Origin of the sequence: Indolivaga capnocytophagoides, assembly GCF_036511535.1 — a bacterium.
GTDB classification, from domain to species: domain Bacteria; phylum Bacteroidota; class Bacteroidia; order Bacteroidales; family Dysgonomonadaceae; genus Dysgonomonas_A; species Dysgonomonas_A capnocytophagoides.
On record NZ_AP028867.1, the window covers coordinates 2,772,144 to 2,790,882 of the forward strand.

The following is an 18,739-nucleotide window of genomic DNA, read 5'->3' on the forward strand; positions in this document are numbered from 1 at the left end:
TTTCATGTTATTGATTTCTTTCCATCAAAAAGTAAGGTTAATTCCGATAGAGGCTGTTTTCGCACGGGGAGCCTTTGATGTATCATAACCCAATTTATTCAGGTCATTACTTCTCGAGCTTACCTCCGGATCCAATCCAGAATAATTAGTCCATACATACAGATTATACAGTGTACAATACAGACTCAATGCTGAAACACCCAAACGTCGAACAACATCTTTTTCGAATGTATACTTCAGTGTCAGCGATTGGAAACGCAGGAATGATCCATCTTCGACGTAACGGTCTGATGCCAGCCAGTTATATCCTTTTTTATACAAGGCACGAGGCAGAAGGTCAGCCGGAGCATCTGCTTCATTCTCATAAGGTGTACGCCATCTGCGAAGTACGGCTTTACTTTGATTTTTAAAATCGTACATCGACTCCATCGACATTTTTGTGGAGTTAATTATATCGCAGCCATAACGGAAATTGAAATAAGCATCCAGCGACCAGTTCTTATATTTCACACCGGGACCAAAACCTCCGGTCAGTTTAGGGTTAGCATTTCCCAGATAGACAATATCCTGTTGATTGATATTCCCATCGTTGTTTATATCCACATATTTGGCATCTCCCGCTTCGAATTCGTAGCCCACAGTCGGATACCAGAATTTCATTTTCACGGGAACTCTTTGTCCGTTTTCATAGGTATAAATAGGATTGCCGCTCTTATCTTTTGCAATGGTCTGCGCCTCATTCAGATATACACCATCGTATTTGTATCCATAAAACGATCCAACCGGATTACCCACCTGTATACGGGTCATGAAATTACCGTTAGATGCAGTAGGCGTTGTAGATGTAGATATATTATCTGATAACTTGGTGATAATATTATCATTATGAGCCAAAGTCATTCTGAAGTTAACTGTCCAGTCTTTGTTCTTGAACGGAGTTGAAAATATCCCAAGCTCCCATCCTTTATTCTCAATTGTTCCTGCATTCATCGGAATATTATTATAACCCGAAGTATTAGAAATAGCCGCTTTTTCGAAGAATTGATTATCAGTGGTACGTTTATACCAGTTGAAATCGATATTTATGCGGTCATTGAATGCTATAAAATTCAAACCGGTATTAATTTCGGATGTTTGCTCCCATTTCAAATCTTCCAATTGCATACTTGATACATATACCCCCTGTTGACCAAGGTATGTATAATCGTAAGAGCCATATTGTTTGTAATACAGATAGTTTTTAGAGATGGCATTTCCATTGACACCATAGCTGATACGGTAACTAAGATCGTCTAGAAATTCGAATTTCTTCATGAACGACTCATTCGAAATTCTCCAACGGAACGATAGACTCGGAAAATATCCGTAACGATGTTTTCTGCTATATTTAGAATCTCCATCCATACGAATCACCCCATTCAACAAATACTTGTCCATAAACCCATACTGAGCAGTAAGTAACGCAGACATAGTACGTTCTTGAGTACGAGAAGATGCGGTGGAAATAATACGAGATGATAATGAAGGATCCTGAATCTCGGTCGATGCGGTATTAGCAGATACAAGCCCCCAGCCTTCTACTTTCTTATCATAAGTGGAGAATTGTGTTCCGAAGAAAAGAGTGTGCTTATCGCTTCCCAACTTAGGATTATATGAGAGACGAGTAAATGTCTGTACAAGAAAAGCTTCGGCATCGGCATCTTCGGCTCTGTTCACCGTATTTTCATACCAAGGTCGTCCGGTTGCGATCTGAGGTAAAAACTTCTTATTCTTTTCACTGCTGATATCAAAAGCCAAATCGGCATCGAGTATCAATTGAGAGGGAATAATCTGATATTGAATCGAAAATTTAGGTCTGATACGGTCGGTTATCACATCCCATGTTCCTTCCTCGGCCATTGCCAGCGGGTTGTATACTCCCCCTGTGTATTTGCTTAAGTTAGCAGAAGTAAAGTCTCCCTGAGGCGTTGTTGCGGGTGAAAAATATTTTCCGGTATTAACGCCGGTATCAGTATATTCATAGATAGATTGGTTAGGCATCTTTGTATATGCCGACTCCAATAAATCGGTCATGTAGTTTTTATTATTCTTGGAGTGTGTATACGAAAAGTCAGCCGAAACACGCATCCGTTCCGAAATATTATAATTCAGATTGAAGTTAGTCGTCACACGATCCAAAGACTGCCCGATAACATTACCTTTCTGATTATAATACCCCAACGACATCCGGTACAGAGCTTTAGTTCCTCCTCCCGAGATAGACAAGTTATGATCTTGTGTCCATCCGGTTTGAGTAACAGCATCAACCCAATCGGTATCCTGTCCGTAATTGTGATAATAATAAGGATTATTAGGGTCACGCGCAAATTCAGGATAAGAAGATAAATCTATCGGTGTACCCGAATTCTGGAAAGCCTCCTGTATCATTGTCACATACTCGTTTCCGTTGAGTGTTTTTATCGGAGAACCCATTGTCGTCGCAGATCCTTTGAAAGAATACGAGATACGGGGCGGTCCGTAAGTACCACGTTTAGTTTTAATCAATAATACACCGTTAGCACCCTTACTACCATACAAAGCAGTAGCAGCGGCATCTTTCAATACCGATATTTCGGCAATATCAGAAGGAGATATATTCAATAGCTGCGAATAACTGTCTTCATCGGCGGTAGCAAAGTCAAAATCAGATGATATTGTGGCATCATAAGGAATATTATCGACAACAATAAGCGGATTAGCATTCGAATTTATCGAAGACGTTCCGCGTATACGGATAGCCATACCGGCTCCGGGCTCTCCCGAAGTAGCAGTGATATCCACTCCGGCCATACGTCCCTGCAAGGCTTCGTCAATAGAGGCAACAGGCAAATCTTCTATTTCTCCGGCATCTATTTTACTGTATGCGTAAGTCATGTCTCGCTCTGCTATAGCAAACGGACCGGCATTAGCTTTCTTTTTGGCAGTAACAACAACTTCAGTCAAACCTTTAGCATCTTCTTCCATCACACAATTAATCTCTCTGGATGCTGTAGACAAAGCTATACTCTTCGATTTGAAACCGATGGTCGTAAAAACAAGTTTGTGACCGGCTTTAGGTGTAACTTTAAGACTAAAATTACCATCTAAATCGGTTTGAGATCCTATCACAATACGGTTGTCTTTATCCATTTCCACTACCGAACAGCCAATTATAGGCTCTTTGTCCGTAGCCGAAGTGACCTTTCCCCGTATAAGTACGCTTTCCTGAGCGTGTAACGTCATCCCTGTCATCAGAAACAGACATAACAATAGATATAAGATTGAATTTTTTCTATTCATTGATAATCTGATTTAAGGGTAATTATTCTTCTTCAGGTATATATTCCAAATAGTTATCTATTTCGTGGAGCACGGCTTTAGCTCCAAAAATATTGCTATGGCTTACACCTTTAACTACTTCAGCCGAACGGTTAACCGATCCGGTATTCTGAGTTCTGAACAGCAAATTTCCATTCGACTTTTCGACTCTCAGATAAGTAGAAGTGATAAGCACTTTATGCAAAGTAGAGGCGACATCGTATGCCTGAGTAGCACCACTAGACAGAAGTACTCTGTTGTAACCGTCATTTACATATACCTTACTAGGAATAATATGATATTTGATAAAGTTTATAGCCTTTTGCAAATCATTAATCGATTTTTTGGTTTCAGCAATAGTAGGCAATACTTTTGCAGCTATAGCAGCCTGCATCGCCTCATTGTTAGGCATAAGTATTGTATAGGAAGATGAAGTACTCAAGGTGAAGGCCAAAGAAGTCTGAGTAAACAGTTCAGTCATATAATCGCTGAAAATCGAGACATTCGAATTTTTTGCAGATGCTTTCTGTATATATGTAAGCATAGGCTGTTCCTGCCACCCGTCAACAGACGAGGGCATAGTTGTATTTCTAGAATACTGCAAGAGCCTGTCAATAGTATATACCGTTCCGTTATTAAAAGATTTCTTGAAAGTAGCAGTCACCCAATTTTCTTCATCATAATTACCTAACATCTGTATCTTTCCGTTTTTGAAGCGGATAAAGTCGCCCTCTGCATTTACGGCATAACCGAAACCGTCGTATCCCAGTGACGAATTTCCATTGAGATTCGCTAAACGGGTATCTATTTCGGAATTATGTATTCTCTTGAATATGTGAGACCTGATCAGACGCTGCATACGGGTATCAGCTACAACTAAAGAATTGGAATGTGAGAATCCATAGGCAGACGTCAGCCATTCCCATTTAAAACCATCGGCTGTTAACAGCTGATCACTTGGCAGAAGAATTATATAATCATTAGATGAATACCCATTCAGGGCGGAACGCATCAACTCTTCCATCAATGAAGATTCAAAGTATTTATTAAAAGCATTTTTCAGCAAAGAATAAGCAGGATTCAGCAGTACTTCGGCAAAAACAGTTTCGAAATAGTGGCTTTTTATATAACTATTCGATCCGTAAAAAAATCCGTTACTGGCGGGTTTTATATCATAATAACGAGTACGATCAAAACCCTCACCTGTAGCACCTTCACCATTCAGATAATCACCCTGAGCATTCATCATTCCCTTATAGTTTCCGGGCCAAACCAACTCATTTATCATCTGCGCATTTATAAAATATCCCAAAATATCGGAAGGCACGTTATCCAATGACGAATAATAATCCTTTAATTTATCGTTAAAGAATTTCTGTACAGCATTATTATCCGGAGCAAAAAGGGTAAATCCATTGGTCTCCGCCTCTTTATCAGAAGTACCATAAGCCTCTGAGTTAAGTGAAACCTGTAATCCTGAGTAGAACTTAACATATACCTGATTTATATTCTTAGAAGGATATAATTCTTTAAAATACTGATCTACGACACTGAAGTTATTATAACGAATATAATTATACTCACCGGAAGCATTTTTGCTCTGAACAAGCTTACGGAATATTGAATAATCATCTACATTCAGTATCTTCTCGAGATTCGGTAAAGGAACCAAGACCTTATTGACTTCATGAATAACACCGTTTCCGGCCATCAGGTCAGACTGTAATATGGAAGCATCCTGTACATTACGTCCAGTATATTGGCTTGAGGGATAAAATGTATTGTAATCTTCGGCAGTCAAAGGCTTTGTTCGCGAATCGAAGTACCTCGACAAGTAAAACGGCATATATTTCGAATTGGGTTTTGTGATGGTAAAAGAGCCTTCGCCATTTGCATCTACAACCCATATAGAATCCGAACCATTGTATTCGCGATGTAAACCTTCATAATAAGTTGTTCTTTTTTTGATACTTTGCAAAGTATCCCATCCTCCGCTCAATATATCGCTCAAACGATCAAACTTATACGAGTTATAAACCAGAGAGTAGGCTACAATCTGATCTATTACCGATTGAGGAATATCTTTTACCGAGTTATACCCATTTGTAGACAGATAAGACTTAAAAGCCTCATCATTAGGGGCAAAACATGTAAACAAACCGCTTCCATGTAAAGATGTCGCATACAAGGTACGGTCAACACATTCTAGATAATTAGTAAATCTCCCCTCTTGTTGTAAAACATCATACAACGGAGGGGCGACCCAAGAGGGATCTTTATAGTACTCATCCCTATCCTCTGTGCAATGAATCAGGGAAAAGCCTATAACCATAAGTAGTAGAATTTTAGGTAAGGTGCTCTTCATTCTATTCGTAATTTTAGTAATTAGAAATTGGTTTACAGGTGCAATAAGCGACAGCAAGTATTTAATGACGTATAGATAAGAAATAACTATCTGTATAGTTATACTTTATCGATCAATAAATGGATCTGTGACTTTAATCGAAGTTCAGATAAGATACAATACCTCATTATCGAAAATAAGGCATAAAACATCTTTTAAGTATTCATTACATATATACCAAGAAGCATATATGTGCTTTCTAAAGTTTTTCTTAGTAATTAATCGGCATATAAAAATACCGGAAAGGTTCGTTATTTTTCAATCATAATTGTGTTCTCATTAAGTTTAGAAAAAGTAATGTAATTTAACGTCTGTTTTCATTTAGCTTAGATTGTTAGCAAAGAAATAAATGTTGCAATAGATAACGAATATAAAATTGTACATATACATGGAAAATTATGCCTGAACACTGGAAATATTAGCGCAGAAGGGTCTTTTAGTGTAGAAAATACATTTTTGAAGATAAGTATCTAGAAGATATTAAAGAAGATATTCTGTGAAAAATGAAGTTAAATGATCATTTTTTATGGTATTGTTTTTTATTTTTTTTTATCATTTAGCACAATTACATATTGATTACCCTGAGATTCCATTAAGAGCCAAAATATATTTATCTATATACAGCTGCTTCTCTTTCATCTTGTATTGCTGAATATATCTGGGATGCTCCAATACCGTAAATTCATCGAATAAGTGTTCTTCTTTATTCAGTTTTTGTATAAAATCTGCATTCTTTTTCCCCAGAATAAATACTTTCGATGTATCTAATCCCAGTTCAATATGTTTTTTTAGAGATTCTATCATAAACCCTTTTACCATAATAAATAGGTCTTTATCATCATAATAGTTTGCATTCACCCAATTTCCACCTTTTGTGCGGCGGATAATAGCCAAAGGAAAGGGAGAGTTAATGTAAAATTGATTGTAGAACAAAGCAGCCCCTCCATATGCATTTATCATTTCATACATAAAAACAGATGAGACTTCATGTGTTTGCGCCGATTTCATGACGATCCCGCATTCACTTTCCAAGCGTTTAGTGTCTGTAAACGGAACACCCGTCACACCTGCTCCGTGCCGGCTGGGATTAATTCCTATAATAAATTGTCGGCGATTAGTATCATTGTAGTATTTACGATAAAACTCACCTATTACCTTCATGGTTTCGGGATTATCTAAATAAGGATTTAGAACCCTGAAGTCGTCAGGTAATTGCCCCGAATAATGTAGATTCTTATTAAAATCAATAATTCGATCAGCTATTTTATTTCTCATTCAAAAATCAGTGCTTTTATATTCTATTTCTAAAAACGAATTATCGGTATTTTAGTTCAATTTCATTAGTCATTTTGCATGACTCGGCATAGTCTAAACAAGTTAAGCTCTGCTCTGGCGACTTAAAATCTTCATGTCTTATTAAATAAGCTAAAATATTAATCATTTCACTTAAATTCATTCTAAAACGCAGAAAATCCTGACCAGTTGAAAATAATAGGTTAATTTTGTGACTCGAAAGATATTTATCTTTAAAATAACTTTCAACTTGTATCAAGCAACAGAAAGTATTATAAGTTCATAACAGGCTTTGGCTTTTATATTAACCAAAGCTGTAAATAGGTCTGAGATCTTAAAAGATGAAATTGACAACTCCATATCGTTTTCTTGCGTTTATCGCCATGCATCTGATTCTACTTGGGCTATCTTCTCAAGATCAGAAATATGCGTCTAATCCCGACCGCACCATCAGAGAGTTGAAATTAAAGCTGAATAAGGATAAACATAATTATGAAGAACTGAAAGAACTATCGTCACTACTCGTAAACAGAGGCGATTATAACCAAACCATATTTTATGCCAGAAAACTGGACAGCATCTCTACCATTAATAAGAATGAAGTATATCAAATGTATGCCGGGATATATCTCGGGCAGGCTTTGATGATGAATGGTGTTCAGGAAGAATCGAGATATTATATGGATAAATCTCTTAAATTGGCTATCAGTTTATCTAATGATTCAGCATTAGCTTCGGCTTATAACGGGTTAGGACTATATGCTGCAAATATAGAAATGGATTACTACCGGTCTATAAATTATTTTTTCGAAGGAATACAAGCTGCGCAAAGAAGTTCCAACGAGAGGTTGTATTCGATTTTGCTGTGTAATATATCGGGCATATACTATCTCAAGAAAGACCCTAAAGGGCTGAAATATGCATTGGAATGCTATGAACTGGGACATAAAAAACGGGATCCCTACCTTATCTTTTGTGGTTCGACCAACTCGGCTTACATGTATTATTTACAAAAAGATTATGAAGAGGCTTTGAAGTATATAAAAGAAGCGGAGTTCATAATGGATAAGAATAATTTCTATGACAGAGCCAATGTGTACAACTTGTACGGAAATATTCTTCTGGAAAAAGGAGACAAATCTTCGGCCCATGAAATGTTTGATAAAGCATTGTCGTTCGAAGAACATTCTCAAATATCCTCGATTGTTGATTCTTATCTGGGATTAGCTAAATTAATGATTGTAGACCGAAAATATCCTGATGCTCTGGCATTTTTATATAAGGGGCTCGACATTTCGCAAAAAAACAAAAATACCATACATACTCTGACTCTCTATGAAAAGATCGCGGATACGTATCAACTCGAAGAGAATTATGAGAGTGCCATAATGTATTATAAAATATATCATCATTTGTCGGATAGCGTATTTAATGCTGATAAAGAAAGGTCTATAAGCGAATTACGTGTAAAGTACGACATGGAGAAACATGAGAATGAAGTACAGCAAAGTAACCTGATTATCTTACAAAAAGAGAAAAATATTCAGGCTTTATTATTCGCCTTGGTTCTTATTATCTTATTGCTAGGAGGTACATATCTGTCATATTACAGGAAAAACAAATTGTATCTTCAAATTGTAAAACGCAATCAGGAAGCCATAAAGAAAGAAAAGTACCTGCAAGCACAGCTCGCAGAATTATCAGAAACAGAGCCCAATAATCCTGTTCCGGATAAATATACAGGGTCATCTTTAACAGATGAAAAGAGTTTGAGTCTATATAACAGATTAGACAATCTGATGCGGAAAGAGCATATATACAGACAAAAGGATATAACCAAAGAAAAATTAGCCTTGTCGCTAAATACGAACAGAACTTATTTATCTCAGGTTATAAATACATATGCAAATGTAACCTTCAATCATTTCATCAATTCATTCAGAATCGAAGATGCGGTACGTACCCTTTCAGATCCCGAATCGGACGTTCCTCTCAAAGCATTGGCTTCTGATCTGGGTTTTAATTCTATCACAACTTTTTACAAAGCCTTTCAATCATCTGTGGGCATGACTCCGTCTCAATATAGGGAGAAGGTTGTTCTTCTCGAAAAGATGAAATCGAAATAAAGTTTTAGCTTTTTAATCAAATCTTCGCAACCTCTTAAAAAAGATCCAGTTTTAACAAATTTTCGACTTTTTTACTTCAAAAACAGCAATTGCCGTTTTTGAAACTATCTATTTAATGCAATATTGGTTTTTTTAATATTATTTTGCTTTCAAGGTAAATGTTAGAAAATTCAATAAGTATGAAAAGGATGTTAAACTATTTGAGAATTGTTCTCTTATTTCTGGCAGTAAGCCTGCACACGGTGGAGGCTCAGAATGTAGGAACGGGAGGTATAAGTATTCAGGGAAATGTAACGGATACCGACGGTAATTTAATGCCGGGTGTATTTATTTCTTTGAAAAGTGGCAGTAAGGTATTAGGAGGCACAGCTACCGACAACAATGGTAAATATTCAGTTGTAGCCCAATCCGAATCCGATTCTATTGTTTTCTCTTTCATCGGCTATCAATCACAAAGTCTCGTGATCGGAAAAAAGAGAGTTTTTAATATCAAAATGAATGACACCAGTGCAAATCTGGGAGAAGTAGTGGTTACAGGTTACCAGACTATCTCGAGAGAAAGAGCAACCGGATCATTCGCCAAAGTTACATCCGAAACATTAAGTAAACAAAGATTGAGCAACCTCAGCACCTTATTGGATGGACAGGTTGCCGGATTTACTAACGGCTTATTAAGAGGAACCACCTCCATGCACGGAGCGACCAGTCCTCTATATGTCGTAGATGGATTTCCGATTGAAAATGTCCGTTTTGATGGTTCAACAGGAAAGTCTTTAGAAGGTCTGCCTGATTTAAATATGGAAGACATCGAAAGCATAACAGTGCTTAAAGACGCTGCCGCCACTTCTATTTACGGAGCTCGGGCAGCAAACGGTGTTGTAGTGATCGTTACAAAGAAAGCTTCAAGAGGAAAAACCCAAGTATCGTTTTCCAGCACATTCACAGTCTCTCCTTATTCTTACTATAAAAAGGGTTTGACTAATTCAGCAGACATCATTGACATCGAAAAAGAATGGGCAGCCAGCAACTCTTCGTTGCAAGGGGCAAACGCGGCACAGTATGCGCAACAAATGCTAAAAGATAACATCTATCCTACACAGGGCATATCTTCGATTCTGAACTACTATGCAGGAAATATCTCAGAATCAGAGCTCCAGAGCCGTCTGAATACTCTTTCTCAACAAGGATATAGTTATTATGACGATCTGAAAAAGTATACCAAACGCAACCCTTTCTATCAGCAATACAACTTGTCGATAGGTAAGACATCTGACACTAATATATTCAGGGCATCTGTTACATATCGTAATAATAAGCAGGAAGATTTATATACAGATGATCAATCGGTAGGTATAAACATATCTAACAGTCTTGACATCACCAAATGGCTGAAATTAGATTTGGGCACATACAATTATTATCAGGATCAGAATATGCAAACATACAAGGCATCTTCTCCCGGATATAAATATCTGCCATATGACGTATTGAAAAATGCGGATGGAACAAATTACACCTCATTGGCTTCATCTCGTATGACCCGTTACAAGATCCAGGAGATTGAAAATCATGGACTGTATAACATGGACATTACACCTCTGGACGAAATCGGACGAAATCTGGGAAAAACCAAAAGTTTTCAGAACCGCACATATGCCCGTCTTAATATAAAACTGACAGACTGGTTGAATGTCAGTTCGATGTTTCAATACGAATATGGCTCAGACAGATATTCTAAACTTTCGGCTAAAGATTCTTACAGTGTCCGGAACAAAGTAAATAGTTTCGCCACCGAAGGAGATAATGGAACCGAATTTAACATTCCATACGGTAATATATACAATACAGTAAATTACTATTCTAAAGCGTATACATCAAGACAGCAAATTGATATAAATAAGACATTCAACGAAAAACATGTCCTTACAGCATTAGTTGGAAATGAAATACGAGAAAACAAAACAGAGTTCTCAAATAATACTCTCTACAATTACGATCCTGATATCCTTACTTACACTTTAATTGATGCTGCAAAAATGGCTGGTGCCTATTTTACTCCAATTTGGGGAGGACGCCTTACAACATCAGATGTGGCATCAAGTTCGGAAGTAACAAACCGATTTGTATCATTTTATGGTAATGCAGGTTATACATATGATGAAAAATATATGCTTACGGGTAGTTTGCGTTGGGATCGTTCGAACTTATGGGGAACAGCCTCAAAGTATCAGAATAAGCCCATATGGTCAACCGGATTAGCCTGGAATCTGGAAAAAGAGTCATTTATGACATTACCATGGGTCGATCGTCTAAAACTGCGTATATCTTATGGTATAGCTGGTAATATTGCAAAAGACGCAGCACCCTATATGGTTGCCTATTATACGCCTAATACAACAGTTGGTGGTACTCAAGGTACAATTTCGACTCGCCCTAATCCTTCATTATCTTGGGAGAAAACAACAACAACTAATATTGCAACAGATTTTGCTTTATTCGGTAATCGCCTGAACGGTACTATTGAATATTATAATAAATCGGGAAAAGACTTGCTGGCAAATGTCACAGGGAATCCTACCGAGGGCTATGGTTATTCTACCTATAAAATAAATAATGGGGAGATGAACAATCGGGGAGTCGAAATAACCTTATCAGGTGAAATTATCAGAACAAAAGATTTTGGTTTCAGTTCGACTTTCGTGTACGGGTACAACAAAAATAAAGTAACCTATGTAAATGTAGAAGCTCCGGTCTATTATCTGCAGCTGGATTATCCAAAGGAATATCCTCGCATAGGCAATCCCTATCAGGCAATTTATGCATATAAATGGGCAGGTTTAAGCTCAGATGGTCTCCCTCAGGTGTATAATGAAGAAGGAGAAGCAGTATCTTCTATTCCTTCAGATCTTGAAGCTATTCACTATGCCGGTACTACGGTTCCCGTACATAGCGGCTCGTTCAGTAGTAATTTCAGATACAAAAACTTCGACCTTTCATTCATGCTGATATACGAAGCAGGCCATAAGATGCGTAATACATTCTTGCCTACGCTTAGTGCAGATTGGTCTAGCGCTGCAGGTGCTTACATAACAAGCGCAGCGGCTACTAACAAAAAAATAACAAATCGGTGGCGAAATCCCGGCGATGAAGCACACACAGATATTCCTCGGATTCTTTTTGCAGAAAGTCCCAATTACAGCAGCAGTTTATATACTATATACGCAAATGCAGATATAAATGTAATCAGCGCATCTAACGTTCGGTTAAGCAATATAGCTCTGTCTTATTCCATTCCTTCCGAGATATGCACTAAAGCCTTCCTGCGTAATGCCCGTGTTCAGTTTAATATCGAAAACCTGATGACGATAGCGGAAAGCTCCGAGGCTAAATATCTTTTAGGTGGATATAACAGTCCGAATTATGTATTAGGTCTGTATCTGAATTTTTAATCAAATAATAAGAAAGATATGAAAACATATATATTAAAAACAAGAATATTAGCTGTATTTAGTGCCGTTTTATTCCTTACGTCATGCAGTGATTATCTGGATATTTTACCGAAAGGAAAAAAAATTCCTACAACTTTAGCCGACTTCGAAGCATTTATCAGAGACGAGTATTCGAATCAAAGAGTAGACGTAGCCAATGACATAAACCTGCTAAATGACAGATACCAAACCAATGCCAATCTCAATTATTATGAGCTGACCAAAGCGAATTATATGTGGGACGAATCGGCAGACAGAATATATCTGAATAATTCGGACGAAAGTGCCTACTACACAACTTACCAGTCCATTTCGTCCTGCAATCTGATTATAGAACATGCTCCAACGGCAACAGAAGGTACCGATACCGAGAAAAATCAACTGATAGCTTATGCAAAGGTATTAAGAGCGATGAACTATTTCAATGTCGTGAATTTTTATGCCGATACATATCAGGAGAGCACTGCCGCATCTAAAGGGGGAGTACCCCTTATCACCAATGCGGATATCAATGCTGCTTACAAACAAGGAAATGTAAAAGAAACATACGATTTCATCCTGAATGATGTAAACGAAGCCCTACCCTTTCTTAAATCAACTTCGCCTACACCTCTGCATCCTAATATCGGAGCTGCTTACGCATTTCTGGCAAGAGTATATTTGCAAATGAGTAATTATACAGAAGCTTTGAAATATGCAGATCTGGCTTTGACAGAAAATGGAGAATTGTATGATTGGGTATCGTATTATGCTCAATATAAAGAGAGAATAGAAAATCCAGATTTATATACAACAATGCCTTCTCCGACAAATTATTATTATGTGGAAAATTATAATTTCAGACATGGTGCAACATCTTATTCATCTACCGAAAACCCAATATCAGTAGAACGTCAGGCTCAATTTGAAAACGGAGATGCACGTGCAGCAATAAGATGGAAGAAGAGAACAATCGGAAGCGAAACATATTGTGTAAGTACTACTCAAGGCTTCTTCAATAACGGAGGAATGACAACTGTAGAAGTTTACCTGATCAAAGCAGAATGTCTTGCTCGTACCGGAAGCATAGATGAAGCAATGAATATATTAAACAAAGTACGTAAAACACGAATTCTTGCCGACAAATACACCGCACTGACAGCATCAACCGAAGAAAAAGCAATAGAATACATCCGATTGACAAAAGACAACGAGATGATATTAACCATTGTTCCGTTCATAGATGCTCGCAGGTATAATCTGGACGCTAAATATGCACGCACTCTGACTAAGGTGGTGGATGGTAAAACACTTACACTATCTCCGACTTCACATCTGTGGACTATGCCTTTCCCTAATGGAGCGGTTAAAAATCCCGGAAACGGAACAATAACCCAAAATGTAGCTAAATAAGGACTCTAAAAAATATCAAATTATGAAATCAATGAAAAGTTTTATAAGTATTATAGTTATATGCTTGCTTATAACTTCATGCAGCTCAAAACCGGCAACCTCTTATACGATTGAAGGTTCTATTGCCGGACTGGAAGATGGAGCACAGGTAGAATTAATTCCCGGAGCAACTCATAAGGACGAAAAGCCCATAAGCGAATCAGCAGTTACGGCAGGAAAATTCACCTTCACCGGAGCGACCGAAGAACCTCGTCTCTTTTATCTCCATATAAAAAACTCTTATGGACTCATAAAAGTAATGGTTGAAAACGGCAGTATAAAAATTACAGCAAAAGCCGAAAAACGTGATACAAACGGCAATATATCTTATACTTTCGAAGATTTGAAAGTAGAAGGAAGTCCATCCAATGATCTGTATCTAGCGAAAATAGCTCCTCGCAACATGCTAGATTCCTTGTACAATGCTTATCACGAGAATAACAAAGCGATCTCTGACGCAATAAGTGCTGCCAGAATGAATAACGACAAAGCCCTTATGGATTCGTTAAATAATACCGATGCAGCAAAAAAACTGGCAGCTGACGAAAAGAATTTCTTCAATACAGTAGAAGTTACCATGAAAAAGATCGTAATGGACAACAAAGATTCTTGGTGGGGACCTCTATTGATGCTGGATGTAATGAGCTACTTTACCCCTGATCAGAACAGCTGGTATGAGTCTTTTTCACAAGAAGCAAAGGACAGCTATTATGGTAAGATTGTAAAAGAAGAATTATTCCCTGAAGGTTTTGTCGGAAAAGATGTTCCTCCGTTTGCTCTGGAAAATGCTGATAAAAGCGAAACTACACTAGCAGCCGTAACTCAAGGCAAAAAATATTACCTGATCGATTTCTGGGCTTCGTGGTGCGCTCCTTGCCGCAAGGAAATCCCGAACCTAAAAAAATTGTACAAAGAATACTCCTCTAAAGGATTTGAGATCGTAAGTATTTCTATTGATAAAAAAGAAGCAGATTGGAAAAAAGCTTTGGATGAAGAAAAACTTACATGGCCTAACTTCCTAGATACTAAAGGAGCCAGTGATGCCTTTAAGGTAAAAACAATTCCTGCAATGTTTCTTGTTGATGAAAAAGGTAAGATCATCGCTGAAAAAATCAGAGGAGAAGAACTCGAAAACAAATTAGCGGAACTATTTAAATAAAGCTAAAATAATATAGACTGATGAAGAAATTTCTTTTTTCATTGTTGGTTTTAATTATATCAATTCAGGTACAGGCTCAAATTCAAGAGCCTGTACGCTTTAACAGCAAACTGAATATATTATCGGAAACCGAGGCTGAAATAACATTTAACGGACTTATAGATGATGGGTGGCACATATATTCTACAGAAATGCCATCCGGAGGTCCGATATCTACAACCATATCCCTAGAAAAAATATCAGGAGCCGAACTAGACGGTAAACTGACATTCAAAGGACAAGAGATAAAGACTTTCGACAAAATCTTTGATATGAATCTACGCTACTTCGAGAAAAGCGTAGTTTTCATTCAGAAAATAAAAATTACGTCTCCCGACTTTGTACTCAAGGGAGCATTGGAGTATGCCGCATGTAATGACGAGAGCTGTCTGCCTCCAACCGAAGTTGAATTTAATTATACAAAAGGGAATGGGTCTACAGTCAATGCGACCGATTCTTTACCTACAAGTAATGTTGCTGTTAATACCTCCGTTAAAAATGATCTATGGAAGCCTGTTGTATCGGAATTAAACAATTTCGGGGAAACTTCGGCTTCGAATGATTCATCTTGGGTATACATCTTCATAACCGGATTTCTAGGAGGCTGCCTTGCCCTGTTCACTCCATGCGTATGGCCGATAATACCCATGACAGTCAGCTATTTTCTGAAACGCAGCGAAAATCGGAAGAAAGGCATCAGGCAAGCTATTATTTACGGGCTGTCCATCATAGTTATTTATGTGGCATTAGGTCTGGCAGTTACGCTTCTTTTTGGAGCCAGTGCATTAAATGCGTTGTCAACCAATGCTGTATTCAATATACTGTTCTTTATCATGCTGGTCGTTTTCGCAGCATCATTTTTCGGTGCGTTCGAAATCACTTTACCCTCGTCATGGAGTACAGCCGTAGACAGTAAAGCCGAAAAAACGGGAGGTCTGCTGGGAATCTTCCTCATGGCATTTACACTTTCTCTGGTCTCATTCTCTTGTACAGGTCCCATTATCGGATTTTTGTTGGTAGAGGTTTCTACGTCCGGCAACATTATAGCCCCTGCTATCGGGATGCTTGGTTTTGCTTTCGCTTTAGCATTACCGTTTACATTCTTTGCCTTATTCCCATCTATACTTAAATCGACACCCAAATCCGGAGGATGGATGAATGTTGTTAAAGTATTCTTAGGATTTATAGAATTGGCCTTTGCCTTGAAGTTCTTTTCAGTGGCAGACCTTGCCTATGGGTGGGGAATTCTGGATAGAGAAACATTTCTTGCTTTGTGGATTGTCATATTTGGATTATTAGGTGTCTATATGCTCGGAAAGTTGAAGTTTCCGCATGACGACGACAGCAAAACAGTAAGCATCCCCCGATTCTTTATCGGATTGATCTCATTAGCTTTTGCTGTATACATGATACCCGGCTTGTGGGGTGCCCCGCTAAAATCAATAAGTGCATTTGCTCCTCCGTTGAATACTCAGGATTTTAATTTGTATACCAAGGAAATACATGCTAAATTTGATGATTATGATGCGGGAATGGATTATGCCCGAAAAAACGGGAAGCCTGTTATGATCGATTTCACCGGATATGGATGCGTAAATTGCAGGAAAATGGAATTAGCAGTTTGGACAGATACACGGGTAGGCAGCATTATTGAAAATGAATATGTACTTATCACACTGTATGTAGACGATAAACGCCCGCTGGCTGAACCGATTGTTATAACCGAGAACGGAAAAGAAAAAACTTTGAAAACAATCGGTGATAAATGGAGTTACCTTCAACGTTCCAAATTCGGAGCTAATGCCCAACCATTCTACGTACTGATAGATAATGACGGTATGCCTCTTAACAAGTCGTATGCATACGACGAAGATATAGAAGCGTATGTAAATTTTCTACAGGGAGGATTAAATAATTATAAAAAGTAAACATTTGTTTTCTAGATAAAGGAGAGAAGTTTGAACATTAACACTCAAACTTCTCTTTCTGAAATAATTTATTGTATGGAAAAGAATTTACGGGATAGATTTGCAGCCTTGATCAAGAAGGAAGTGATTCCTGCTATCGGCTGTACCGAACCCATCGCAGTTTCGCTATGCGTTGCGAAAGCAAAGGAAATATTAGGACAGAAACCAGATAAGATAAAAGTATACCTCAGTGCTAATGTTCTGAAAAATGCTATGGGGGTGGGAATTCCCGGCACAGACGGAATGATCGGATTGCCTATTGCAGTAGCTTTAGGAGCTCTGATCGGTAATTCTGGATATCAACTGGAAGTTCTTAAAGATTCTTCTCCCGAAGCTGTGGAAGAAGGCAAACAGATGATAACCGAAAACAGGATCGAAATTAAACTAAAAGACGGAATAACTGAGATGTTGTACATTGAAGTTACCTGCTCTTATAAGGATGATCTTGCAACGGCTGTTATATCCGGTAATCATACCAATTTTGTTTATTTGAAGAAAAACGATACTATCCTGTTTGATTCGAAACTGCAGACTGAAAAATCTTGCGACAAAGATGATCTGGAGTTAAACATGAAACTCATCTATGAATTCGCAATAAATACACCAATTGAGGAATTGGAGTTCATATTGGAATCAGCAAAAGTCAATAAGGCTGCATCCGAGCAATCATTTAAAAACAAATACGGACATGAACTGGGGCGTACCTTAAATGGTAAATCACAGTATTCGGTTATGGGAGACAATGTATTCACCAGCATCTTATCCTACACCTCTGCAGCCTGCGATGCCCGTATGGCTGGGGCTAAAATCCCGGTAATGAGTAATTCAGGGAGTGGAAATCAAGGAATTGCAGCAACGCTGCCTGTTACCATATACGCCGAAAAGAACAATAAAACAAAAGAAGATCTGGCCAGAGCTCTGATAATGAGCCATCTTACAGTCATTTACATCAAACAAAAGCTAGGCAGATTATCTGCTCTTTGTGGCTGCGTAATAGCGGCAACAGGCTCGAGTTGCGGTATTGTCTTACTTATGGGTGGCGAGTATGAGCAGGTTACATTTGCCGTTAAAAACATGATAGCCAATCTAACCGGAATGATCTGCGACGGAGCAAAACCAAGTTGTTCAATGAAGTTGACCAGCGGTGTATCTACTGCGGTTTTTTCAGCAATGCTGGCTATGGAACAGAAGTATGTCACATCTGTAGAAGGTATTATTGAAGATGATGTAGACAAATGCATTGATAATTTAACCCGAATAGGATCCCAAGCAATGCAGGAAACAGACAAAATGGTACTTGATATAATGACTCATAAAAAGTGATGTATAACTTTTCGGGTTCCCTGAATGGCATGGCAACTCATTTTGGTTGTCTATTGAGTTCTAATAATTACGATTCGCGATACAATTGGTCGTTTATTTCCTGTATTTATTACATCGGAAACGACTGATAGAGATAACAATCAGCCTGCACCAAAGCGTGGGAGAAAGAAATA

The 18,739-nt window shown here is 38.0% G+C and carries 9 protein-coding genes; 6 read left to right on the forward strand and 3 right to left on the reverse strand.

Translation table 11 applies throughout. The features are described 5' to 3' along the window. Positions 1–24 precede the first annotated feature (24 nt). From AABJ51_RS11210 to AABJ51_RS11220, 3 genes are all read right to left on the reverse strand, one after another. Positions 25–3,318, reverse strand: coding sequence for a SusC/RagA family TonB-linked outer membrane protein (locus AABJ51_RS11210; RefSeq protein WP_338372621.1), 3,294 nt, complete (start codon positions 3,316–3,318; stop codon positions 25–27). 22 nt (positions 3,319–3,340) lie between these two features. After that, positions 3,341–5,701 (reverse strand): fasciclin domain-containing protein, encoded by a 2,361-nt coding sequence (locus AABJ51_RS11215; protein WP_084158555.1) that lies wholly within the window; start codon positions 5,699–5,701, stop codon positions 3,341–3,343. A 615-nt stretch (positions 5,702–6,316) separates the two neighbouring features. Next, positions 6,317–7,015, reverse strand: coding sequence for an SMUG2 DNA glycosylase family protein (locus AABJ51_RS11220; protein ID WP_338372622.1), 699 nt, complete (start codon positions 7,013–7,015; stop codon positions 6,317–6,319). A 359-nt stretch (positions 7,016–7,374) separates the two neighbouring features. Between AABJ51_RS11220 and AABJ51_RS11225 the strand changes: the two genes are divergently transcribed. The 6 genes from AABJ51_RS11225 (at position 7,375) to AABJ51_RS11250 (ending at position 18,566) form a co-directional block, all read left to right on the forward strand. After that, a complete protein-coding gene (locus AABJ51_RS11225) occupies positions 7,375–9,159 on the forward strand; it encodes a tetratricopeptide repeat protein (protein WP_338372623.1) in 1,785 nt (594 codons plus the stop codon). 179 nt (positions 9,160–9,338) lie between these two features. Beyond that, on the forward strand, positions 9,339–12,608 hold the full coding sequence (locus tag AABJ51_RS11230; protein ID WP_338372624.1) for a SusC/RagA family TonB-linked outer membrane protein: 3,270 nt from the start codon (positions 9,339–9,341) through the stop codon (positions 12,606–12,608). Positions 12,609–12,626: 18 nt separating this feature from the next. Continuing rightward, on the forward strand, positions 12,627–14,039 hold the full coding sequence (locus AABJ51_RS11235) for a RagB/SusD family nutrient uptake outer membrane protein (RefSeq protein ID WP_338372625.1): 1,413 nt from the start codon (positions 12,627–12,629) through the stop codon (positions 14,037–14,039). Positions 14,040–14,061: 22 nt separating this feature from the next. Then, positions 14,062–15,237, forward strand: a complete 1,176-nt coding sequence (locus AABJ51_RS11240; RefSeq protein ID WP_321577280.1) for a redoxin domain-containing protein — start codon at positions 14,062–14,064, stop codon at positions 15,235–15,237. Positions 15,238–15,257: 20 nt separating this feature from the next. After that, positions 15,258–17,204, forward strand: a complete 1,947-nt coding sequence (locus AABJ51_RS11245) for a protein-disulfide reductase DsbD family protein (protein ID WP_338372626.1) — start codon at positions 15,258–15,260, stop codon at positions 17,202–17,204. 75 nt (positions 17,205–17,279) lie between these two features. Next, on the forward strand, positions 17,280–18,566 hold the full coding sequence (locus AABJ51_RS11250) for an L-cysteine desulfidase family protein (protein ID WP_338372628.1): 1,287 nt from the start codon (positions 17,280–17,282) through the stop codon (positions 18,564–18,566). Positions 18,567–18,739 lie beyond the last annotated feature (173 nt).

Excerpts from the sequence above, each read along its gene's own strand:
- AABJ51_RS11210 (WP_338372621.1), bottom strand. The coding sequence starts at position 3,318 with ATGAATAGAAAAAATTCAATCTTATATCTATTGTTATGTCTGTTTCTG.
- AABJ51_RS11215 (WP_084158555.1), bottom strand. The coding sequence starts at position 5,701 with ATGAAGAGCACCTTACCTAAAATTCTACTACTTATGGTTATAGGCTTT.
- AABJ51_RS11220 (WP_338372622.1), bottom strand. The coding sequence starts at position 7,015 with ATGAGAAATAAAATAGCTGATCGAATTATTGATTTTAATAAGAATCTA.
- AABJ51_RS11225 (WP_338372623.1), top strand. The coding sequence starts at position 7,375 with ATGAAATTGACAACTCCATATCGTTTTCTTGCGTTTATCGCCATGCAT.
- AABJ51_RS11230 (WP_338372624.1), top strand. The coding sequence starts at position 9,339 with ATGAAAAGGATGTTAAACTATTTGAGAATTGTTCTCTTATTTCTGGCA.
- AABJ51_RS11235 (WP_338372625.1), top strand. The coding sequence starts at position 12,627 with ATGAAAACATATATATTAAAAACAAGAATATTAGCTGTATTTAGTGCC.
- AABJ51_RS11240 (WP_321577280.1), top strand. The coding sequence starts at position 14,062 with ATGAAATCAATGAAAAGTTTTATAAGTATTATAGTTATATGCTTGCTT.
- AABJ51_RS11245 (WP_338372626.1), top strand. The coding sequence starts at position 15,258 with ATGAAGAAATTTCTTTTTTCATTGTTGGTTTTAATTATATCAATTCAG.
- AABJ51_RS11250 (WP_338372628.1), top strand. The coding sequence starts at position 17,280 with ATGGAAAAGAATTTACGGGATAGATTTGCAGCCTTGATCAAGAAGGAA.